This window comes from Micromonospora sp. WMMC264 (assembly GCF_027497275.1).
In the GTDB taxonomy this organism is placed as follows: Bacteria; Actinomycetota; Actinomycetes; order Mycobacteriales; family Micromonosporaceae; genus Micromonospora; species Micromonospora chalcea.
The window spans coordinates 6,153,798-6,175,398 of the sequence record NZ_CP114907.1 but is presented as its reverse complement, the minus strand read 5'-3'; the positions used below and the strand labels follow the sequence as shown (position 1 = coordinate 6,175,398).

The window sequence follows — 21,601 nt, the reverse complement described above, 5'->3', positions numbered from 1 at the left end:
CGCGTGTTCAGGCGAGCAGATCGCGGGCCCGGTCGTAGAGGCCCAGCACCGCGCAGGCCACCGGCACGACCGCGACCACCAGCGCGGTGTCGGTCAGGTCGGCCAGCCGGCCGAGGTACGGGGAGACGGGTCGCCGGGCGTACGTGGCGCCCGCGGTGACCGCGACCAGGGCCAGCGCCAGCCCGCCCACGGCCAGCGCGAACCGGCCGGCCGGACCGGCGTGTTCGGCCAGCACCGCGCCGAGCAGGGCGTACCCGGCCAGCCCGGCGACGACGGCGGGCACCCGGTGGCGGACCGCCACGAACAGCCGGGAGCGCAGCAGCAGCACCCCGCAGGCGACGGCGGCGAGCAGCAGCCCGGCGGTCCGGCCGGTGGCGACGAGCACCGCGACCGCGCCGACCGCGAGCAGCGCGTGGCCGAGGAGCATCCCGGTCAGCACCTCCTCGGCGCGGGCCACCGCCGCGTGCACCCGGCCCCGGTCCGGCAGGTCCCGGGTGCCGGCCGGGCTGGGCAGGGTGAGCGGTGGCAGCGGCAGCTTGCCGACCCGGATGGCCAGCAGCGGCAGCCCGCCGAGCGCGAACACCAGCACGGCGAGCAGGACGGCCGCGGCGCCGGCCGGGTCGAGCAGCAGCCCGCCGAACGCGGACGCCACGCCGGTCACGCCCGCCGTCGACCCGGCCACGAAGACCCGGGACCGGCTGGCCACGCCGAGCAGCCCGAGCACCGCCACCAGCAGCAGCGCCACCGAGCCGACGAGCAGTTCCGGAGCGCCCACCCAGCGCAGGCCGGGAATCGGGCCGATCGGATCGCCGGAGGCGACGGCGAGCGCGCCGGCCGTCGCCGCCCAGGGCAGCGCGTACCCGCCGAGGGTGGCGCCGACGGCGCCGTCGGCGTACGCCCGGGAGGCCGCGGTGGCGGTGAGCACCAGGATCAGGGCGATCGCGGCGGCCACCGGCCAGCCGCGCTCACCGGGACCGGCCGCGACCACGGCGACCAGCCCGACGGCCAGGGGTACGGCGGCGCCGCCGAGCGCGGCGGCCCTTGTGGCGCGGCCCGACCAGGCGGCGCCCCGGCGCCGGGCCCCGTCGACTATCGCCTCGACCACGTCGTCGTACTCCAGCTCGGGCCACTCGGCACGGGCCGGCACCAGGTGCAGCACCTCGCCGTCGCGGACGCCCTGCGGCAGGAGCGCCTGCGCGGTGGCGAGCACCCCGCCGTCGGTGCGGCGCAGCACCCACCCACCGTGCCGTTCCCCGTCGTCGGCCAGGCCTTCCCCGGCGTGCCGGAGCACCTCGGGCAGCAGCTCGGCCAGCGGGACCTGCTCCGGTAGGGCCACGTCGACCCGCCGCCGGGGCGCGCTGATGGTGACCCGGGCGAGCCCGCTTGTCATCGAGGCACCTCCATATCGAGCGGGAACAGTGGGCTGACGGACGAGAGGACTTTACCTACGATGAGCCAGGCTCGGGTTACCCAGAGCCACTTCCGGGGAGGGTGAGTGTCCACTGTCGTCATCAAGCGGCCGCCACGCCGCCCGGCGCCGGAGATCCCGGTCGGCGAGCTGCCGGTCGAGGCCCCGCCGGAGATCCCGGTGGCTGCCGGCGGGCGCTGGCAGCAGGCGCTTATGGTGCTGCCGATGCTCGGCGGGACGGTGGCCATGGCGATGATGTTCGGCCGGGGCGGCGGGGCCTACTCGTACGTGGTGGGCGGCATGTTCGGCCTCTCCTCGCTGGCGATGCTGGTGACCACCTGGGGCAGCGCCGGGCCGAAGAAGTCCGAGCTGATGGCCGCCCGCCGGGAGTACCTGCGGCACCTGGCCACGCTGCGCCGCCGGGTGCGGGAGACCGCCGGCGCGCAGCGTGCCGGCCTGTCCTACCGCCATCCCGATCCGGGGCGACTCTGGTCGACTGTCGACAGCCACCGGGTCTGGGAACGGCGGCCCGGCGACGGGGACTTCGCCGTGGTCCGGGTCGGTGTCGGGCCGCAGACGCTGGCCACCCCGCTGGTCCCGCCGGTCACCCGCCCGCTGGAGGAGCTGGAGCCGATGACGGCCGGGGCGCTGCGGCGCTTCCTGGACGCGTACTCGGTGGTGCCGGACCTGCCGGTGGCGCTGTCGCTGCGCAGCTTCGCCCGGGTCTTCGTGCGCGGGCCGGCCGGCCCGGTACGCGGCACCGGATCGCCCGCCGCGCAGGCGCTGGCCCGGGCGGTGCTCACCCAGCTCGCCGTCTTCCACGCGCCCGACGAGCTGCTGATCGCGGTCTGCTCCGGGCCGGAACGCCGGGCCGCCTGGGAGTGGGTCAAGTGGCTGCCGCACGCCCACCACCCGAGCCGTACCGACGCGCTCGGCCCGGTGCGGCTGGTCACCAGTTCCGCCGCCGACCTGGAACGGCTGCTGCACGACGTGCTCGGCGCCCGGTCGCGGTTCAGTCCGCACGGCGTGGCCACGGACGGGCCGCACGTCGTGGTGGTGCTCGACGGCGGCGACCTGACCGGGGCCACCGACCTGGCCGGCGACGGCGGCATCGACGCGGTCACCGTGCTCGACCTGGACACCCCGCCGCCCCGGCTGCTCGACCGGTACGCCCTCCTGCTCGACCTGGTCGACGGCCGGCTGCACTCGCACTCCGCCGAGGGGCACGCCGAGGTGGGCGCCGCCGACGCGCTGGCGACCGCCGACGCCGAGGCGGTGGCCCGGCGGCTCGCGCCGCTGCGGCTCGCCGGCACGGTACGCGGGCCGGACGCGCCGCCCGGCGCCGAACCCGGCCTGCCCGAGCTGCTCGGGCTCGGTGACCCGGACGGCTTCACCGCAGAGCAGGGCTGGGCGCCCCGGGCCGCGCGGGACCGGCTGCGGGTGCCGATCGGGGTTGGCGCGGACGGCGGCGCGATCGACCTCGACCTGAAGGAGTCGGCGCAGGACGGCATGGGCCCGCACGGCCTGCTGATCGGCGCGACCGGCTCCGGCAAGTCGGAGCTGCTGCGCACGCTCGTGCTCGGGCTGGCCGCCACGCACAGCTCGGAGCAGCTCAACTTCGTCCTCGTCGACTTCAAGGGCGGCGCCACGTTCGCGCCGTTCGAGCGGCTGCCGCACACCGCCGCCGTGATCACCAACCTGGCTGACGCGCTGCCACTGGTGGACCGGATGGTGGACGCGATAAACGGTGAGCTGATGCGCCGGCAGGAACTGCTGCGCCGGGCGGGCAACTTCGCGAGCGTGCGCGACTACGAGCGCGCCCGGGCGGCCGGCTCGCCGCTGGCGCCGCTGCCGTCACTGCTGCTGATCTGCGACGAGTTCTCCGAGCTGCTGTCCGCCAAGCCCGACTTCATCGACCTGTTCGTGCAGATCGGCCGCCTGGGCCGGTCGCTCGGGGTGCACCTGCTGCTGGCCAGCCAGCGGCTGGAGGAGGGGCGGTTGCGCGGGCTGGACACGCACCTGTCGTACCGGATCGGGTTGCGGACGTTCTCGGCGCTGGAGTCGCGGACGGTGCTGGGCGTGCCGGACGCGCACGAACTGCCGCGCAGCCCGGGGCACGGCTACCTGCGTTCCGGCACCGACCCGCTGGTGCGGTTCAAGGCCGCGTACGTCTCCGGCGCGGTCCACCGGCGCGGCGGGCCGGCGGGCGCGCCCGACGCCGGTGAGTCGCGGGTGCTCGCCTTCTCCACCCATCTGGTGCCGGTGCCCGAGCCGGCCACGCCCGCCGCTCTCCCCGCCGAGGACGACAGCGGCGAGACGCTGCTGGACCTGCTGGTGGACCGGCTGTCCGGGCAGGGCCCGCCGGCGCACCAGGTGTGGCTGCCGCCGCTGGACGCCTCGCCCGCCCTGGACGAGCTGCTCGGCCCGGTCGGCGCCGACCCGGTACGCGGGCTCACCGTCGCCAACCCGGAGCTGCACGGGGCGCTGCAGGTGCCGGTGGCGGTGGTGGACAAGCCGTTCGAGCAGCGGCGTGACCTGCTCTGGCTGGCGCTGGACGGCGCGGCCGGGCACGTCGCGGTGGTCGGCACCACCCGCAGCGGCCGGTCCAGCCTGCTGCGCACCCTGGTCTGCGCGCTGGCGCTCACCCACACCCCGGCCGAGGTGCAGGTTTACTGCCTCGACTTCGGCAGCGGCACGCTGGGCACGTTGCGCGACCTGCCACACGTGGGCGGTGTCACCGGGCGCTCCGACGGCACCGCGGTGCGCCGTACCGTCGGCGAGGTCGCCGGCCTGCTCGCGGAGCGGGAGCGGCGCTTCGCCGAGGCGGGCGTGGAGTCGATGGCCGCGTGGCGACAGCGCCGGGCGGCGGGCGCGACCGACGCCTTCGGCGACGTGTTCCTGGTGGTGGACGGCTGGAACACCCTGCGCGGCGAGTACGAGGACCTGGAACCGCTGGTCACCGAACTGGCCACTCGCGGCCTGGCGTACGGGGTGCACGTGGTGGCGACCGCGCTGCGCTGGTCGGACTTCCGCCCGGCGATCCGCGACCTGTTCGGCTCCCGGCTGGAGCTGCGCCTGGGCGACCCGGCCGACTCGGTGGTGGTCAAGCGGGCGCTGGCGGCGACGGTGCCGGAGGAGCGGCCGGGGCGGGGCATCACCGCCGGCGGGTTGCACTTCCTCACCGCCGTGCCCCGGGTCGACGCGCTCGGCGGCGAGACCGCCGACCTGGTGAAGGCGGTCGCCGGAGCGTGGACCGGTCCGCCCGCGCCCCGGGTGCGGCTGCTGCCGCCGGTGCTGCCCTACGCCGAGCTGGACCAGAGCGCGACAACCGGGCTGGCGTTCCCGATCGGCGTGGCGGAGGCGGACCTCGCCCCGGTGGTGCTGGACTTCGCCACCGAGCCGAACTTCATGGTCTTCGGCGACGCCGAGTGCGGCAAGTCGTCGTTCCTGCGCGCGCTCGCCACGTCGATCGTCAACCGGTTCACCCCGGAGCAGGCCCGGGTGATGCTCGTGGACTACCGGCGCAGCCTGATGGGCGTGATCGACACTCCACACCTGATCGGGTACGGCACGGCGGCGCCGCACACCGCCGAGCTGATCGAGTCGGCCGCCGGCTACCTCGCGGGGCGGCAGCCCGGACCGGAGGTGACCCCGGCTCAACTGCGCAGCCGGTCCTGGTGGCAGGGGCCGGAGCTGTTCGTGCTGGTGGACGACTACGACCTGGTGGCCGGCGGCCCGACGAACCCGCTGCGCGCGCTGGAGGAGCACCTGCCGCACGCCCGGGACGTCGGGCTGCATCTGGTGCTGGCGCGGCGGACCGGCGGGGCGGGACGGACCGCGTACGAGCCGATCGTGCAGCGACTGCGGGAGTTGTCCACGGCCGGGCTGGTGATGTCGGGCGGCCCGGAGGAGGGCGCGCTCGTCGGTCAGGTGAAGGCCGGGCCGCTGCCGCCGGGCCGGGCCCGTCTGGTCACCCGTCGTGAGGGGGTGCGCCTGGTGCAGTTGGCGCATCTTCCGCCCGGGTGATCCGAAGCGCCGAGTTGGCCCGTGACGGCCGGGACAACCGGTAATCTCCGAGCGGCATGTGTCTGACGCGACGGAACGGCTGGGGAATGTGACCAGGGATCGGCAGGGCCTGCCCGGTGGGCCGCCCCGGCGCGTCGCCCGGCGCGCGTTGCTGGCCGTCGCGTCGGCGCTGGTCGTCGTCGCCGGTCCGCTGACGCCGCCGGCACAGGCCGCGCCGTCCGTCCCGGTCGCCGCCTCTCAGCGGCAGTTGGCGGCTCCCGACCGGGTGCTCCGCGGCGACCACGTCCGCGACGAGCAGTGGCAGTTGGAGAAGCTGCGGGCGAAGACCGCCTGGCGCACCTCGACCGGGCGCGGCGTGGTGGTCGCGGTGATCGATTCCGGTGTGGACGGATCGCATCCCGACCTGGCCGGCCAGGTCCTGCCCGGCCTCGACCTGGTGACTCCGGACGGCTCGGACGGGCCTGATCCGGTGGGGCACGGCACCACCGTGGCCGGGCTGATCGCCGGGCGGGCCGACGACGACCGGGGCGTGGTGGGGCTGGCGCCGGACGCCAAGATCCTCCCGGTCCGGGTGCTCGACGCCGATAACCGCTACGACGACGCGCTCATCATCGCCAAGGCGGTGCGCTGGGCCGTGGACAACGGCGCCGGAGTGGTCAACCTGTCGCTGGGCGGCAGCAGCGACAGCGCGGCCCTGGCCGCAGCGCTCGACTACGCCTTCGCCCGGGACGTGGTGGTGGTCGCCTGCACCGGCAACCTGGCCACCTCGACGACCACCAAGGTCTGGTATCCGGCCCGGGAGCCCGGCGTACTGGCCGTCGCCGGGCTGGAACGCTCCGGCGAGAACCTCTGGTCCGGCTCGATCACCGGCCACGAGACGGTCCTCAGCGCACCCGCCACCGCGCTCTACGGCGCGCGGCCGGAGGGGGGCTACTGGCGGGTGCAGGGGACGAGCTTCGCCGCGCCGCTGGTGGCCGCGACCGCCGCGCTGGTCCGCTCGCGGTACCCGAAGATGTCCGCCGGGGACGTGGTCAACCGGCTGATCAGCACCGCCCGGGACCTCGGCCCGACCGGACGCGACGACCGGTTCGGCTACGGCCTGGTGGACCCGGTGGCGGCGCTCACCGCCGACGTGCCGTCGGTGGGTCACAACCCGCTGGACGACAACGACTCCCCCGGCGTGGTGGGCTTCGGGCCGGCTCCGGAGGACGGACGCGACACCCGGGCCGCGGCGGCGGGCCGCGGCGGCGACCCGCTGGGTGGTAGGCCGGAGGGCTGGTCGGCGCTGCCGGCGGGGCAGACCGTCGTGGGCGCCCCGGAGCGGCTCTGGAGCGGCCTGGCGCTGTTCGTGGCGTTGATCACCGGCAGCGCGCTGATGGTGCGCCGGTTCCGGCAGATCCGTCGCTGACCGACGCGGTGGTCTGACCGCGCCCGTTCCTGGGTAGGGAAGCCCCCATGGACACCACCGGGGCGACTGTCACGCGCCGCCGGTCGTGGCGGAGCCGCCGCCTCGACCGGGACCACTCACTGGGTCTGCGGCTCTCCCTGGCCACCGCCGCCGCGTTCCTGGTGCTGATCCCGTTCGCCCTGCTCGCGCTGCTGGTGCTCGGCGCATGGTCGCCGCTGCTCCGGCTGGACGCTTCGATCACCGACGCGTTCCACGGGTACGCGCAGGACCATCCCGCCTGGGTCGCGGTGATGACGGTCTGGACGCATGTCTTCGGGCCCGGCCCGCTGCGGGTGGCCGCGGCAGTGGTGGCGGTGTGGCTGTTCCGGCGCGGCGCGTCCCGGCTCGCGGCCTGGGTGGTCGTCACCATGATCGCCGGTGGGCTGCTCGGCGCGCTGCTCAAGCTCCTGGTCGGGCGGGACCGGCCGGACCTGCTCGAACCGGTGGCCCGGGCGGCCGGTTACTCGTTCCCGTCCGGTCACGCGCTCAACGCGGCGCTGGCGGCCGGGGTGCTGTTGCTGGTGTTCCTGCCGTTCGCCCGGGACAGCCGCGCCGGCCGGATCATGCTGTGGGCCGCCGCGCTGCTGGTGACTGTGGTGACCGGGCTCAGCCGGATCGCGCTGGGCGTGCACTGGACCAGCGACGTGGTGGGTGGCTGGGTGCTCGGGGCGGCGGTGGTGGCCGCGACCTCGGCCGCGTTCGCCACCTGGCGCAGCGGATCCGGGCGACCGTCCGCCCGTCCGCTCCGCGAGGGCGTCGAGCCGGAGCTGGCCGATCAGCGGCCGGAGGACGACCGGGCGTAGCCGCGCCCGCCACGGGGTACAGGCGAGCCCATGTCCGATGTCGTGATCCGAGTCACCCGGCGTGTCCTGCTGCCGCTGGCCCTGCTCTTCGCGCTGATGGTGGGTCTGGGCCTGCTGGTGACCCGGGTGCTGGCGCGTACCTGGCCGTTCACCGTGGAGGACACGGTCAACCGGGAGCTGGCCGGCGATCGCACGCCGGGCTGGAACGACGTCTCGCTGGTGTTCAGCACGCTCGCCAGCACCCAGATGATCGTCGTGGTCACGGTGCTGGCGGCGCTGGTGCTGCGGCTGGTGCTGCACCGCTGGCGGGAGCCGCTGTTCCTCTGCGCGGCGGTGACCGCGCAGGCACTGATCTTCCTGTTCACCACGATGGTGATCGACCGGAACCGTCCGGCCGTCGAGCACATGGACGCCTCCCCGCCGACTTCGAGCTTCCCGTCCGGGCACACGTCGGCGGCCACCGCGCTCTACGTGGGTCTCGCGGTGCTGCTGGCGCTGCGGGCGCGCAGCACCCCCGTGAAGGTGGGCTGGTGGGCGCTGCTGGTGCTGGTGCCGGTGGGCGTGGCGCTCACCCGGATGTACCGGGGCATGCACCACCCCAGCGACGTGGTCGCCTCGTTCCTCAACGGCGGCGCCTGCGTGGCGATCATGGCGCGGGCGGTGCTCGACCGCACGCTCACCTGGGGTCGCGCCCGGCTGCCGCTGTCCCGCTCCGGCGACGACGTGACACCGGCGGGAGCATCCGCGGGCGGCTGAGCGCCGCCGGCCGGCTCAGGTGCACTCGCCGGTGGCCACTCCCCGGGTACGCTCCGCGCCCGCCAGCGCCACCGGCCGCGCCTCGGCCGCTGTCACCGCGAAACCGGTGTTCGGGTCGTCCGCCGCCGCCGCGAAGATCACGCCGAGCACCAGCCCGTTCGAGGAGACCAGCGGGCCACCGGAGTTGCCGCTGCGGACCAGCGCCCGGATCGTGTAGATCTCCCGGGTGACGTCCCCGGCCGAGTAGATGTCCGGACCGGTGATCCGGTCGACGTCCCGGATCCGGGCCGGGCGGGCGTCGTACGGGCCGTCGAGCGGGAAGCCGAGCACGATCGCGTCCGCGCCGGTGGCGGCCTGACCGGCGGCGAAGCGCAGCGACGGGCCGGGCAGCCCGGGAACGTAGAGCACGGCGAGGTCCCGGTCCGGGTCGTAGACGACGACCTCGCCGTCGTACCGCTCGCCGCGCAGCTCCACCGCCACCGAGCGGGTGCCGGCGACCACGTGCGCGTTCGTCATCACCCGGTCGTCGGCGTACACGAAGCCGGAGCCCTCGATGCGGCGCGAGCAGCTCGGCGCGGAGCCCAGCACCTTCACCACCGACCGCCTGCTGTTCTGCACCACCTGCGAGTTGGCCAGCGCCGGGTCGGGCGGGGCGACCTGCCGGGCCCGGGTCGGCGCGAGATCGCCGAACACGTCCGGGAAGCCGTTGGTGTCGACGGTGTCGCGCAGCGCTGTGGACAGGTCCTGCGCCTTGTCCGGCAGCACCTGGTCGACGACGGTGAGCAGCGCGCTGTTACGGACCGAGGAGGCCAGCCACGGCACCGAGGAGGAGCCGAGCGGCACGGCGACCAGCCAGGCCACCAGCATGACCGCGATGACCGAGATGAACGCGCCGCCGACGTCGTCGACCTTCCGCCCGGCCGGCCCGGTGATGGCCGCCCGCAGGTTGGAGCCGAGCCAGCCGGCCAGCGCCTGCCCGAGCACCGCGAGCCCGAAGATCGCCACCAGGGAGACCAGCACGCGGGTGCCGCTCGCCGTGAACTGCTGGGCGATCAGCGGCCCGACCTGGAGGCCGAGCAGCGCGCCCAGGAAGAAGCCGGAGAACGACAGGGCCCCGATGACGAAACCCTGACGGTATCCGCTGATCGCGAACACGAGCATGAGCAGGAGAAGGACGAGATCCACGGCGGACACGCCCCAAGGGTACGGGCACCGGGCCCGTGCTCGGCTCAGCGCTCGCGGAACGTGACCCGAGGATGCGTACCGGTGATCAACGCACGGGTGTCTCGTCGGCCGGTTCGGTGCCCGCCGACGGCGCGGGTGTGGCGTCGACCGGCGGCAGCTCCACCACCCGTGAGCGCGGCCAGGGCCGGGACCAGCCGCCCATCTCCAGCAACCGGTCGATCACGCCGGCGGTGAAGCCCCAGACCAGCATGCCGCGCACCGAGAACGCCGGGCCGGTCCAGCCGCTCGGATGACGGACCCGCATCCGGTTCTCCGGGTCGACCAGCTCGGTGACCGGCAGCCGGGCCACGTGCGCGACCTCGGCCGGCTCGCGCGGGTGCACCGGGTGCGGGTCGTGCCACCAGGCGAGCACCGGCGTGACCACGAAGTCGCTGACCGGGATCCAGAGCCGGGGAAGCTCGGCCAGCACGGTGACGCTGCCGGGGTCGAGCCCGACCTCCTCGTTCGCCTCGCGCAGCGCGGTGGCGCGGGCGTCGGCGTCCTCCGGGTCGGCGGCGCCGCCGGGAAACGCCGGCTGACCGGCGTGGTTGCGCAGCGTCGCGGCGCGCTGGAGGACCAGCACGTCCGGCCCGGCGCCGGGCTCCTCACCGAGCAGCACCAGCACGGCGCTCTCCCGGCCGCCGCGCTCCGGCGTGACGATGCGGGTGAAGTCTTCCGCGCGCGCGGTGCCGAGCCGGCCCAGCAGCGGGTCGAACCACCCCGGCGGCCGTCGGGTCATACCTTCACCCCGAGGTGGCGCTGGAGCAGCGCGGCGAGGCGGGCGTCGTCGAGCGCGCCGGTGGCGTCGGTGTGCCGGATCCGCCCGTCGGCGTCGACGAGCACCGTGAGCGGGAACGCGTTGCGTTCCAGCGCGCGCTGGAACGCGTCGCCCTGGTCGAGCAGCATCGGGAAGCCGACGCCGTAGTCCTCGCCGATGGACTGTGCGCCGCCGCGGCTGTCCCGGCTGTTCACGCCGATGACCTGGAACCGGCCGTCGGCCCGCTCGCTGAGCCGCTGGAACGCGGGCAGCTCCTTGCGGCACGGCGGGCACCAGGACGCCCACACGTTGATCACCGCCGGGCCCTTGACGTCGCGCAGGTTCACCGGCGCGCCGCCGGTGAAGCAGTTGAGCGTCAGGTCGGGGAGCTGGTCCCCGGCCTTACCGGCGGGCGTCGGAGCCGCAGCGGCGGGCACGACGGTCAGCGGAGCACAGTCGGCGAACGGCGAGGGGCGCTCGGCCCGGGTCGCCGGCGCCGGACGTTCCGGCTCGTCGGCCGTGGCGGTGCAGCCCGCCACCGCGAGCAGCAGCGGGACGAGAAGGTACGCGAGACGGCGCATCACGGCACGTCCGCCGCGGCGGCCTGCTGCGGCACCAGGTCGGGGTCGAGGCCGACGGCCACCGCCAGGTCACGGGCCCGGGGGCCCTTGAGCAGCTTGGCCGCGGCGGCCGGCTCGGTCGGCCCGGTGCCGTACGCGGGACACAGCTTCGCCAGCGTGCACGCGCCGCAGGCGGGCTTGCGGGCGTGGCAGACCCGGCGGCCGTGGAAGATCACCCGGTGCGACAGCATCGTCCAGTCGCGCTTCGGGTAGAGCGCGCCGATCGCGTGCTCGATCTTCACCGGGTCGGTCTCGGTGGTGAGCGCCCACCGCTGCACGAGCCGCTGGAAGTGCGTGTCGACGGTGATGCCGGGGACGCCGAAGGCGTTGCCGAGGATGACGTTGGCGGTCTTGCGGCCGATCCCGGGCAGGGTCACCAGGTCGTCCAGCCGGCCGGGCACCTCGCCGTCGTACCGCTCGCAGAGCGCGCGCCCGAGGTTGATCAGGGAGCTGGTCTTGTTGCGGTAGAACCCGGTGGGCCGGATCAGCTCCTCCAGCTCGGCGCGGTCCGCCCCGGCGTAGTCGGCGGCGGTGCGGTAGCGGGCGAACAGCTTCGGCGTGACCTCGTTGACCTTCTTGTCGGTGCACTGGGCGGACAGGATCGTCGCGACTGCCAGCTCCAGCGCGTTGGAGTGGTCGAGTTCACAGTGCGCGTCGGGGTGCGTCTCGGTCAGCACGCGGCCGATGCGCCGGGCGCGGCGCGTACGGCCGAGGTCGGTCTCGGGGGAGCGCGTGGTCACGTCGGCCAGCCTACGTCGCGGGGCCGACGCTCCGGCGGCTCGGCGCGGTGGTCGTGCGCTCAGCCACCCGCGGGCGCGGTGATCCTCCCGGTCGCGTCGAGCTTCGCGCCGGTGTCCGGGAAGTCGGCCCCGTTCAGCTCGCGGACCAGCCCGAGGCCACGGTTCTGCCGGTCGACCGACGGGCGTCCCACTCCGTTCATCACGGTGGAGGTGAACGTGCCGCCGACGAACTTCCCCTCGGCGGTGAGCGACACCTTGAGCACGCCGCCCCAGCCGAGTCGCCCGGAGCTGTTCAGCGACTTCCCGCCGCCGGCGAAGTTGCCCAGGCTGTACGCGATCAGCCGCCCCTTGTAGAACTCCATCCCGCGAAGCACGTGCGGACCGTGGCCGATGACCAGGTCGGCCCCGGCGTCGATGACCGTGCGGGAGAAGCGGATCGGGTCGCCACGGTTCTCGCCGAAGAACATCTCGGTGCCCGGCTTCACCCGGGTCTTGTCCGACCCCTCGGCGCCCATGTGCACCTGCACCACGACGATCTGGGCCGCCTCCTTGGCCATCTCGATCACCTGCTTGGCGGCGTTCAGGTCGACCAGGCTGTTGGACCAGGGGTACGACGAGAAGCCCACCACGGCGACCTTGACGCCCTTGACGTCCACCACGGTGATCTCCCCGGGCGCGCCGGTGTGCTTGAGCCCGTGCGCCTCCAGCGCCGACTGGGTGTTCTCGTAGCCCTGGCGGCCGTAGTCGTAGCCGTGGTTGTTGGCCTGGTTGAGCAGCTGGAACCCGGCCGAGCGCAGGTGCGCGGCGTAGCCGGGCGGCGCCCGGAACTGGTAGCAGTTCTTCGGCTGCGGGCCGCACTTGCCGGCGCCGGTGTCGTCGGTGAGCGGCTCCTCCAGGTTGCCCATCACCAGGTCACCCTTGAGCGCCGACTTCACGTCGTCGAAGAAGCCCTTGCCACCGTTGGGCGGCAGCCGGTCCGGGGCGTTGCCCATGATCACGTCGCCGGTCGCGGTGAGCGAGATCGACGGCTCGTCGGGGGCGTTCGGCGCCGCGGGCTGGTCACCGGTGGCGGGTCCGGCCGCGCCGGTCGACCCGCCGCCCTGACCGGCCTGCCACCTCGCGTCGCCGCCCGATCCGCCGGCGTCACCGGCGCAGCCGGCGGCGAACAGGACGGCGGCGAGCGCGGCGAGCGCGGCCAGACGGGTCCGGACCGCGCCTCGACGAGGTCCGGGGAGGGCTGGGCGCGGCGCGGCGACGGCGGCGCGGCGGGCACGGGGCACAGAACGGGCGGGAGCGTACATCGTCGGCGACGCTACCGTCCCCGGAACGCCGCGACGAGGGCCGATCGGTCGGAAAACCCGGCGTGTCGCATGTGAGGGCCGCACGTCAACCCGCCCGCCGGTCGGACCAGGGCACCACGGTCCCGGCGCCGCCCGAGCGGACGGCGGCGTGCACGGCCCGGGCCAGTGGCGCGCCCCAGGCCGACCGGGGCCCGCCGTACGGGGCCGGATCGCCGTCGGCCGGGCAGAGCACAGTCACCGCGTCGGTGGGGGTGCCGGTGGCGGGCAGTCCGAGTTCCCAGATCGCCTGCGCCTTCGCCTCGGTGACGGTGGCCACCGCGTTGACGAGTGCCGCGTCGCCGAGCCGCTGCGGCACGTACGCGACGATGTTGACGGTCCCGACGCGCTGCGCGGGCGGCGCGGGCTCGGGCACGACGGCGGCCGCCTCCGGGGCGGCGGCCCAGACCGGCGTGCCCAGGCCGACGGTCGCCCAGACCCGGACGCCGCCGTCGGCGTGGCTGACCACCTCGGTCACGTCCACGCCGGTCAGCAGCCCGACGCCGGGTCCGCCCAGGCCGAGGCCGTGCGCCAGTTCGGCCAGGTGCGCGGCGGGGTCGTCCCGGTCGTACGACATCGGCACCGTCGCGTTCAGCACCCACCCGCGGACGCCGATCCCGCCGCCCAGCGGAGCGGAGCCGACCGCCAGCAGCGGCGTCTCGGCCCGCCAGACCAGCAGGGGGATGTCCCACCCGGCTTCGGACCTGGTGGTCAGGAACGGCTCACACAGCACGCCGGTCACCCTACGATCACAGGAGGGAACGGGTGGCGCCGGCCCGGACCGGAAGCGGGATCTTAGCTGCTCACCGGGTCGGGCGGGTTACGCCCAACGATCAAGATTCCAGGGGTGCACCTCTGATTCCTACTCATGTGCGCCTAGACTGGCGGCGCGCGAGGGATCAGCGGACGGCGGACCCGGCCGACGGACGGCACGCGCAGGCGGAGGTGCGCGATGGACGAGGTACTGGCCCGCAGCGGGATCTTCCAGGGTGTCGACCCGGAGGCTGCCGAGGCGCTCGCCAAGGAGATGGAGACGATCGAGGTCCGCAAGGGCGAAATCGTCTTCAACGAGGGCGAACCCGGCGACAGTCTCTACATCCTCCTGTCCGGCAAGATCAAGGTGGGTCGCCGCGCGGCGGACGGCCGGCAGAACCTGATCGCCGTGATGGGCCCGTCGGACATGGTCGGTGAGCTGTCGCTCTTCGACCCCGGTCCGCGTACGGCGACCGCCACCGCGGTCACCGACACCCGGCTCGTACGCCTGCGCAAGCAGGCCCTGCGGCCGTGGCTGAACAACCGGCCCGAGATCGCCGAGCAGTTGCTGCGGGTGCTGGCCCGCCGGCTGCGCCGGACCAACGACTCGCTCGCCGACCTGATCTTCACGGACGTGCCGGGCCGGGTCGCCAAGAACCTGCTCCAGATGGCCGGCCGCTTCGGCACCCGCGACGGCGGCGTGCTGCGCGTGACGCACGACCTCACCCAGGAGGAGATCGCCCAGCTCGTCGGCGCCTCCCGCGAGACCGTCAACAAGGCGCTCGCCGACTTCGCCTCGCGCGGCTGGCTGCGACTGGACGGCAAGAGCATCATCATCCTCGACCCGGAGCGCCTGGCCCGCCGCGCGCGGGTCTGACCTCCGTACCGGCTTCCCGGCCCGGCCCGCCACCGCGCGGAGCCGGGCCGATGCCGTTCTGCGCAGGCCGGGCCGGTCGCCTCTGAGCAAGCCGTCTCTGCCCGTCGCAGAATCGCTTGGTCCTCCGGGCCGGTGCCGCCACGCTGGGACGATGCCCGATCACGTCGCCGTCCTGTCCGACATCCACGGTGTGCTGCCCGCGCTGGAAGCGGTGCTGGCCGAGCCGGACGTGGCCGCCGCCGACCTGATCGTCCTCACCGGCGACCTGGCGGCCGGTCCGCAGCCGGTCGAGGTGCTGGACCGGTTGGCCGCGCTCGGTGACCGGGCCTGCTGGGTCGGCGGGAACGCCGACCGGGAGCTGGTGCAGGCGCGTGCCGGGGCGGCGTCCCCGATCGAGGTGTCGAACTGGGCCGCGGGGCAGCTCCGCGACGACCAGGTGGCCCGGCTGGCCGCGCTGCCGCCGTCCGTCACGCTGCCGGTCACCGGTCTGGGCGACGTGCTGTTCTGCCACGCCACCCCGCGCGACGACGAGGAGGTCGTGCTCGTCGACTCGCGGCTGGACCGCTGGGCCGAGGTCTTCGCCGGCCTGCCGCCCGAGGTCGGCACCGTGGTCTGCGGGCACACGCACATGCCGTTCACCCGGCTGGTCGACCGTCGCCTGGTGGTGAACCCGGGCAGCGTCGGCATGCCGTACGGGGGCGCGGGCGCCTGGTGGGCGCTGCTCGGTCCGGGCGTGCAACTGCGCCGTACGCGCTTGGACGTGGACGCCGCCTGCGCCCGGATCGCCACCGAGTCCGCCTTTCCGGACGCGGCGGCCTGGGCCGACGAGTACGTCCGCTCCCGCCACTCCGACGCCGACGCGCTCACCGTCTTCGCTCCGCGCGACGGTCGCTGAGGCGTTAACAAGGGGCCCTTCCGCTACCGCAGGCGTTAACAAGGGCCCCCTCCTTTCAAAAAAGTCAGGCTTGACTGTTTGTTTTGGGGGCGGCAGGCTGATGGCGTGTCCACCGCACCGAGCCGAGTTCCGCAGCAGGAGCGCAGCCGCGCCACCCAGGCCCGGCTGCTGGAGGCGACAGTCGACTGCCTGGTGGAGCACGGCTGGTCCGGCACCACCACGACAGTGGTGGCGGCCCGCGCCGGGGTCTCCCGGGGCGCCCAGCTGCACCACTACCCCACCAAGGCCGCGCTGGTCACCGCCGCCGTCGCGCACCTGACCGAGCGCCGGGCGGCCGAGCTGCGCGCCGAGGCGGCGGCCCTGCCGGTCGGCCCGCAGCGGCTCGACGGCGTGGTCGACCTGCTCGCCGCCTCCTTCACCGGCCCGCTGTTCGCGGCCGCGCTGGAGCTGTGGGTGGCCGCGCGTACCGACGCCGAGCTGCGCGCCGCGCTGGTGCCGCTGGAGGCGCGGATCGGCCGCGAGATGCACCGGCTCACCGTCGAGCTGCTCGGCGTGGACGAGCGCAAGCCGGGCGTACGCGAGTCGGTGCAGGCCACGCTCGACCTGCTCCGCGGCCTCGGCGTGGCCAACCTGCTCAGCGACGACTCGCCCCGCCGCGCCGCCCTGCTGCACACCTGGAAACGCCAGCTCGCCGCGCTGCTCACCCCCGAGAGCGAGCGGCACTGATCCCCCGCCCGGAGGCACAATGGTCGACCTGACAGCCCTGCTCGCGGATCTGGCCGCCGAGTCCGAACAACTCGACGCGCTCGTCGCGGACCTGCCACCGGACGGATGGGAGCGGCCGACACCGGCCCCGGGCTGGACCGTCGCACACCAGATCGCACACCTGGCCTGGACCGACCACGTCGCCTACCTGGCGGCCACCGACGAGTCCGCGTTCTTCGCCTCGGTGATGGCCGCGCCGGACCCGTCGCGCCTGGTCGAGGACGGCGCCGAGTCCTTCCTCGCGCCCCCACCTGCGCTGCTGGCCCGCTGGCGTTCCGGCCGGTCGGCGCTCGCCGGCGCGCTCACCGCCGTCCCGGCCGGGCAGAAGATCCCCTGGTACGGCACCAGCATGTCGCCCACCTCGATGGTGACGGCCCGGCTGATGGAGACGTGGGCGCACGGCGAGGACGTGGCAGACGCGCTGGGCGTCAGCCGTACCCCGACGCAGCGCCTGCGCCACATCGCGCACCTCGGCTTCCGTACCCTCGGGCACGGCTTCGCCGCCCACGGCCGTGCGGTGCCCACGGCGCCGGTGCGGGTGGAGCTGACCGCGCCCGCGGGCGGTGACGTCTGGGAGTTCGGGCCGGCCGACGCGGCCGACCGGGTGACCGGCCCGGCGCTCGACTTCTGCCTGCTCGTAACGCAGCGCCGGCACCGCGCCGACCTGGCCCTGACCGCCACCGGGCCGGTGGCCGACGAGTGGCTGGACGTGGCCCAGGCGTTCGCCGGCCCGCCCGGTGACAAGCGGGAACCGGCGAGCGGAGTTCCCTCATGAGCGTGCTGCGGATCGGGAACGCGTCGGGCTTCTACGGCGACCGTTTCGCCGCCTGGCGGGAGATGCTCGACGGCGGCGAGCTGGACGTGCTGACCGGTGACTACCTGGCCGAGCTGACCATGCTCATCCTCGGCCGGGACCGGATGCGCGACCCGTCGCTGGGCTACGCGAAGACGTTCCTGCGCCAGGCGGAGGGCGTGCTCGGCACCGCGCTGGACCGCGGCGTCACGCTGGTCACAAACGCGGGCGGCCTCAACCCGGCGGGGCTGGCCGACGCGATCCGGTCGCTCGGCGACCGGCTCGGCCTCCAGGTGCGGGTCGGGTACGTCGAGGGCGACGCGATCCAGCGGCCGGACGCGCTGACCGCCAACGCGTACCTGGGCGCGTTCGGGATCGCGGCCTGCCTGGACGCGGGCGCGGACGTGGTGGTCACCGGTCGGGTCACCGACGCCTCGCTGGCGGTCGGCCCGGCGATCGCCCGCTTCGGGTGGACCCGCGACGACCTCGACGCGCTGGCCGGGGCCACGGTGGCCGGGCACCTGATCGAGTGCGGCGCGCAGGTCACCGGCGGCAACTTCAGCTTCTTCACCGAACTGCCGGACGGCGGGCACCGGCCCGGATTCCCGATCGCCGAGCTGCACGCGGACGGCTCGTCGGTGCTCACCAAGCACGCCGGCACCGGCGGCGCGGTGACGGTCGAGACGGTCACCGCCCAGCTGCTGTACGAGGTGGGCGGCCCGGACTACCTCGGGCCGGACGTGGTGACCCGGCTCGACACGGTGCGGCTGGAGCAGGAGGCCCCGGACCGGGTCCGGGTGTCCGGGGTGCGCGGCACGCCGCCGCCGGACACGCTCAAGGTGGGCGTCAACAACCTGGGCGGCTTCCGCAACTCGATGACGTTCGTGCTGTGCGGGCTGGACATCCCGGCCAAGGCGGCACTGGTCCGCGCCCAGATCGAGGAGTCGGTCGGCACGGAAGGGCTGGAGTTCACGCTGGCCCGTACCGACCACCCGGACACCGGCGACACCGAGGCGGCGAGCGCGCTGCTGCACGTACATCTGCGCGACGGCGACAAGTCGCGGGCCGGGCGGGCGTTCTCGGCGGCGGCGGTGGAGCTGGCGCTGGCCTCCTATCCGGGTTGCACGCTCACCACGCTGCCCGGTGACGCGACGCCGTACGGGGTGTTCACCGCCGACGCGATCGCGCAGGACGCGGTCGAGCACGTGGCGGTGCTGCCCTCCGGCGAGCGGGTGCCGATCCCGCCGCCGACGGTGACGAGCGGTTTGGAAGGGACCCTTGTACAACACGAGGCGTTAACAGGGGGCCCTTCCTTGCACGCCACCCGGCGGGGGCCGCTCGGTGAGCTGGTCGGCGCGCGCTCGGGCGACAAGGGCGGCGACGCCAACCTGGGCGTCTGGGCCCGCACCGACGCGACCTGGCCGTGGCTGCGCGACTGGCTGACCGTGGAACGGCTGGCCGAGCTGCTGCCGGAGACGGCGTCGCTCACCGTCGAGCGGTACGAGCTGCCGAACCTGCGCGCCGTCAACTTCGTGATCCGCGGGCTGCTCGGGCAGGGCGTGGCCGCGTCCACCCGGTTCGATCCCCAGGCCAAGGCGCTCGGCGAGCTGCTGCGCTCCCGGGTGGTCGATCTTCCGACGGAGGTTCCGGCATGACCATCGTGGACACGCCGGAACGCCGGCAGCTACGCGAGCTGACCCGCTCGTTCGTGGTCCGGGAGGTGCTGCCGCACCTGTCCGACTGGGAGCGGGCCGGCGAACTGCCCCGGTCGCTGCACGAGACCGCCGCGAAGGTCGGCCTGCTCGGCATCGGCTTCCCGGAGTCGGTCGGCGGCAGCGGCGGCGACCTGCTCGACTCGATGGTGGTCACCGAGGAGATCATCCGCTCGGGCGGGTCGTCGGGGCTGATCGCCGCGCTGTTCACGCACGGGATCGCGCTGCCGCACATGGTTCAGGCTCAGGACGAGGCGCTGATCGAGAAGTACGTCCGGCCGGCGCTCGCCGGGACGATGATCGGCGCGTTGGCGATCACCGAGCCGGACGGCGGCTCGGACGTGGCGGGCATCCGCACCTGCGCGGTACGCGACGGCGACCACTACGTCGTGAACGGCGCCAAGACGTACATCACCAGCGGGGTCCGGGCCGACTTCGTCACCACTGCGGTCTGCACCGACTTCCCCGGGTCGGGCTCGCTCAGCCTGCTCGTGATCGACAAGGGCACGCCGGGGTTCACAGTGGGCCGGCGGCTGGAGAAGCTGGGCTGGCACTGCTCCGACACGGCCGAACTGTCCTTCGTCGACGTCCGGGTGCCGGTGCGCAACCGGGTCGGCCCGGAGGACACCGGCTTCCTCGCCATCATGCAGCAGTTCGCCGCCGAGCGGCTGTCGCTCGCCACGCAGGCGTACGCGACCGCGCAGCGCTGCGTGGACCTGACGGTGCGGTGGTGCCGGGACCGTCAGACGTTCGGCCGGCCGCTCGTTTCGCGGCAGGTGGTGCGGCACCGGCTGGCCGAGATGCACTCCCGCACCGAGGCGGCCCGGGCGTACGTGCACGAGGTCGCCGAGCGGGTCGCCGCCGGGCAGCCGGTGGTGACCGAGGTGGCGATCGCGAAGAACGTGGCGGTGTCCGCGTGCGACTTCGTCGTCGACGCCGCGCTGCAACTGCACGGCGGTTTCGGCTACATGCGTGACGCCGAGGTGGAGCGGCACTACCGCGACGCCCGGCTGCTCGGCATCGGCGGCGGCGCCACCGAGATCATGAACGAGATCATCGCGAAGGGCATGGGCCTGTGAGCACGACAGTTCTGCAGAGCACGATCGACCCGTCCGCGCCCGCCTTCACCGCCAACCGGGAGGCGCTGCTGGAACGCCTCGCCGAACTGGAGGCGGCGCTCGACCAGGCCCGGGGCGGTGGCGGCGAGAAGTACGTGACCCGCCATCACGGTCGCGGCAAGCTGCTCCCGCGGGAGCGGATCGAGCTGCTGCTCGACCCGGACAGCCCGTTCCTGGAGCTGTCGTCGGTGGCCGCGTTCGGCACCGACTTCCCGGTCGGCGCCAGCACCGTGACCGGCATCGGCGTGGTCGAGGGCGTCGAGTGCCTGATCGTGGCGAACGACCCGACGGTACGCGGGGGCGCGATCAACCCGTGGTCGCTGGCGAAGACCCGGCGGGCGGGTGAGATCGCGGCGGCGAACCGGCTGCCGATGGTGAACCTGGTCGAGTCGGCCGGGGCGGACCTGCCCACCCAGGCGGAGATCTTCATTCCGGGCGGCCGGGTGTTCCGGGACCTGACCCGGCTGTCGGCGCAGCGGATCCCGACGGTGAGCGTGGTCTTCGGCAACGCCACCGCCGGTGGCGCGTACGTGCCCGGCATGTCGGACTTCACCATCATGATCCGGGACCGCTCGCAGGTCTACCTCGCCGGGCCGCCGCTGGTGAAGATGGCCACCGGCGAGGTCACCGACGACGAGTCGCTGGGCGGCGCGGCGATGCACGCCACCACGTCCGGCCTGGCCGACTTCCTCGCCGAGGACGAGCGCGACGGGATCCGGCTGGCCCGGCAGTGCGTCCGCCGGCTCAACTGGCGCAAGCAGGGCCCGCCGCCCCGCAACCCCCATCCGCTGCCACCCCGGTACGACCCGGAGGAGCTGCTCGGCATCGCCAGCGCCGACCTGAAGGTGCCGTTCGACCCGCGCGAGGTGCTGGCCCGGGTACTCGACGACAGCGCGTTCGACGAGTTCAAGCCCGGCTACGGCACCGCGCTCGTGACCGGCTGGGGTGAGCTGCACGGCTACCCGGTCGGCGTGCTGGCGAACGCCCGGGGCGTGCTGTTCAGCGAGGAAGCGCAGAAGGCGGCGCAGTTCATCCAGCTCGCCAACGCGGCGGACACACCGCTGGTCTTCCTGCAGAACACCACCGGTTACATGGTCGGCACCGAGTACGAGCAGCGCGGCATCATCAAGCACGGCGCCCTGATGATCAACGCGGTGTCGAACTCGAAGGTGCCGCACCTGACCGTCAACCTGGGCGCCTCCTACGGCGCCGGCAACTACGGCATGTGCGGCCGGGCGTACGAGCCGCGGTTCCTGTTCACCTGGCCGAACGCGAAGTCGGCGGTGATGGGCCCGGCGCAGCTCGCCGGGGTGCTGTCCATCGTGGCCCGGCAGGCAGCCGCCGCCCGGGGACGCGAGTACGACGAGGACACCGACGCCGCCATGCGGATGATGGTCGAGCAGCAGATCGAGTCGCAGTCCGGCGCGCTGTTCCTGTCCGGCCGGCTCTACGACGACGGGGTGATCGACCCCCGGGACACCCGTACCGTCCTCGGGCTGTGCCTGTCGGCGATCCACAACGGACCGGTGAAGGGCGCCGACGGTTTCGGCGTCTTCCGGATGTAGGGGGC

The 21,601-nt window shown here is 74.3% G+C and carries 18 protein-coding genes; 11 read left to right on the top strand and 7 right to left on the bottom strand.

Annotated features, from left to right (window positions below):
• Positions 1 to 7: 7 nt before the first annotated feature.
• Entirely contained in the window at positions 8 to 1,390 is a 1,383-nt protein-coding gene (eccD, locus tag O7542_RS27515) for a type VII secretion integral membrane protein EccD (protein ID WP_281605406.1), read from the bottom strand.
• A gap of 105 nt (positions 1,391 to 1,495) precedes the next feature.
• Here eccD and eccCa point away from each other — a divergent pair, with 105 nt between their 5' ends.
• From eccCa to O7542_RS27495, 4 genes are all read left to right on the top strand, one after another.
• The gene (gene eccCa, locus O7542_RS27510) at positions 1,496 to 5,434 is read left to right on the top strand and encodes a type VII secretion protein EccCa (protein WP_281605405.1); all 3,939 of its coding nucleotides are present in this window, start codon (positions 1,496 to 1,498) and stop codon (positions 5,432 to 5,434) included.
• 88 nt (positions 5,435 to 5,522) lie between these two features.
• Positions 5,523 to 6,842: a type VII secretion-associated serine protease mycosin gene (gene mycP / locus O7542_RS27505; RefSeq protein ID WP_281605404.1), complete on the top strand. Its 1,320-nt coding sequence runs from the start codon at positions 5,523 to 5,525 to the stop codon at positions 6,840 to 6,842.
• A 47-nt stretch (positions 6,843 to 6,889) separates the two neighbouring features.
• The gene (locus O7542_RS27500) at positions 6,890 to 7,684 is read left to right on the top strand and encodes a phosphatase PAP2 family protein (protein ID WP_281605403.1); all 795 of its coding nucleotides are present in this window, start codon (positions 6,890 to 6,892) and stop codon (positions 7,682 to 7,684) included.
• Positions 7,685 to 7,714: 30 nt separating this feature from the next.
• Positions 7,715 to 8,440, top strand: a complete 726-nt coding sequence (locus O7542_RS27495) for a phosphatase PAP2 family protein (RefSeq protein WP_069088227.1) — start codon at positions 7,715 to 7,717, stop codon at positions 8,438 to 8,440.
• 15 nt (positions 8,441 to 8,455) lie between these two features.
• Here the strand turns inward: O7542_RS27495 and O7542_RS27490 are convergent, their stop codons facing one another.
• From O7542_RS27490 to O7542_RS27465, 6 genes are all read right to left on the bottom strand, one after another.
• Positions 8,456 to 9,634 (bottom strand): MarP family serine protease, encoded by a 1,179-nt coding sequence (locus O7542_RS27490; RefSeq protein ID WP_043327876.1) that lies wholly within the window; start codon positions 9,632 to 9,634, stop codon positions 8,456 to 8,458.
• Positions 9,635 to 9,710: 76 nt separating this feature from the next.
• Entirely contained in the window at positions 9,711 to 10,403 is a 693-nt protein-coding gene (locus O7542_RS27485) for a CoA pyrophosphatase (protein ID WP_043327875.1), read from the bottom strand.
• Positions 10,400 to 11,005 carry a TlpA disulfide reductase family protein gene (locus O7542_RS27480; RefSeq protein WP_176722799.1) on the bottom strand — a complete coding sequence of 202 codons (606 nt, stop codon included), beginning with the start codon at positions 11,003 to 11,005 and terminating at the stop codon, positions 10,400 to 10,402. The genes O7542_RS27485 and O7542_RS27480 overlap by 4 nt, the downstream gene beginning before the upstream one ends.
• Positions 11,002 to 11,781 carry an endonuclease III gene (gene nth / locus O7542_RS27475; protein ID WP_064446796.1) on the bottom strand — a complete coding sequence of 260 codons (780 nt, stop codon included), beginning with the start codon at positions 11,779 to 11,781 and terminating at the stop codon, positions 11,002 to 11,004. Before nth ends, O7542_RS27480 begins: the two co-directional genes overlap by 4 nt.
• Before the next feature lie 59 nt (positions 11,782 to 11,840).
• Positions 11,841 to 13,082 carry a CapA family protein gene (locus O7542_RS27470; RefSeq protein WP_240925966.1) on the bottom strand — a complete coding sequence of 414 codons (1,242 nt, stop codon included), beginning with the start codon at positions 13,080 to 13,082 and terminating at the stop codon, positions 11,841 to 11,843.
• 85 nt (positions 13,083 to 13,167) lie between these two features.
• A complete protein-coding gene (locus O7542_RS27465) occupies positions 13,168 to 13,851 on the bottom strand; it encodes an adenosylcobinamide amidohydrolase (protein ID WP_281605402.1) in 684 nt (227 codons plus the stop codon).
• Positions 13,852 to 14,070: 219 nt separating this feature from the next.
• On the opposite strand from O7542_RS27465, the gene O7542_RS27460 reads away from it, so the two are divergent.
• The 7 genes from O7542_RS27460 (at position 14,071) to O7542_RS27430 (ending at position 21,596) form a co-directional block, all read left to right on the top strand.
• The gene (locus O7542_RS27460; RefSeq protein ID WP_007466162.1) at positions 14,071 to 14,748 is read left to right on the top strand and encodes a Crp/Fnr family transcriptional regulator; all 678 of its coding nucleotides are present in this window, start codon (positions 14,071 to 14,073) and stop codon (positions 14,746 to 14,748) included.
• Positions 14,749 to 14,899: 151 nt separating this feature from the next.
• Positions 14,900 to 15,643 carry a metallophosphoesterase family protein gene (locus O7542_RS27455; RefSeq protein ID WP_166457504.1) on the top strand — a complete coding sequence of 248 codons (744 nt, stop codon included), beginning with the start codon at positions 14,900 to 14,902 and terminating at the stop codon, positions 15,641 to 15,643.
• Between the two features lie 105 nt (positions 15,644 to 15,748).
• Positions 15,749 to 16,369 (top strand): TetR/AcrR family transcriptional regulator, encoded by a 621-nt coding sequence (locus tag O7542_RS27450; RefSeq protein WP_043327870.1) that lies wholly within the window; start codon positions 15,749 to 15,751, stop codon positions 16,367 to 16,369.
• Positions 16,370 to 16,388: 19 nt separating this feature from the next.
• Positions 16,389 to 17,183, top strand: a complete 795-nt coding sequence (locus O7542_RS27445) for a TIGR03084 family metal-binding protein (RefSeq protein WP_064446797.1) — start codon at positions 16,389 to 16,391, stop codon at positions 17,181 to 17,183.
• Positions 17,180 to 18,856 (top strand): acyclic terpene utilization AtuA family protein, encoded by a 1,677-nt coding sequence (locus O7542_RS27440; RefSeq protein ID WP_281605401.1) that lies wholly within the window; start codon positions 17,180 to 17,182, stop codon positions 18,854 to 18,856. Before O7542_RS27445 ends, O7542_RS27440 begins: the two co-directional genes overlap by 4 nt.
• Positions 18,853 to 19,992 (top strand): acyl-CoA dehydrogenase family protein, encoded by a 1,140-nt coding sequence (locus tag O7542_RS27435; protein WP_043327867.1) that lies wholly within the window; start codon positions 18,853 to 18,855, stop codon positions 19,990 to 19,992. Before O7542_RS27440 ends, O7542_RS27435 begins: the two co-directional genes overlap by 4 nt.
• Positions 19,989 to 21,596, top strand: a complete 1,608-nt coding sequence (locus O7542_RS27430) for a carboxyl transferase domain-containing protein (RefSeq protein ID WP_069088221.1) — start codon at positions 19,989 to 19,991, stop codon at positions 21,594 to 21,596. The genes O7542_RS27435 and O7542_RS27430 overlap by 4 nt, the downstream gene beginning before the upstream one ends.
• Positions 21,597 to 21,601 lie beyond the last annotated feature (5 nt).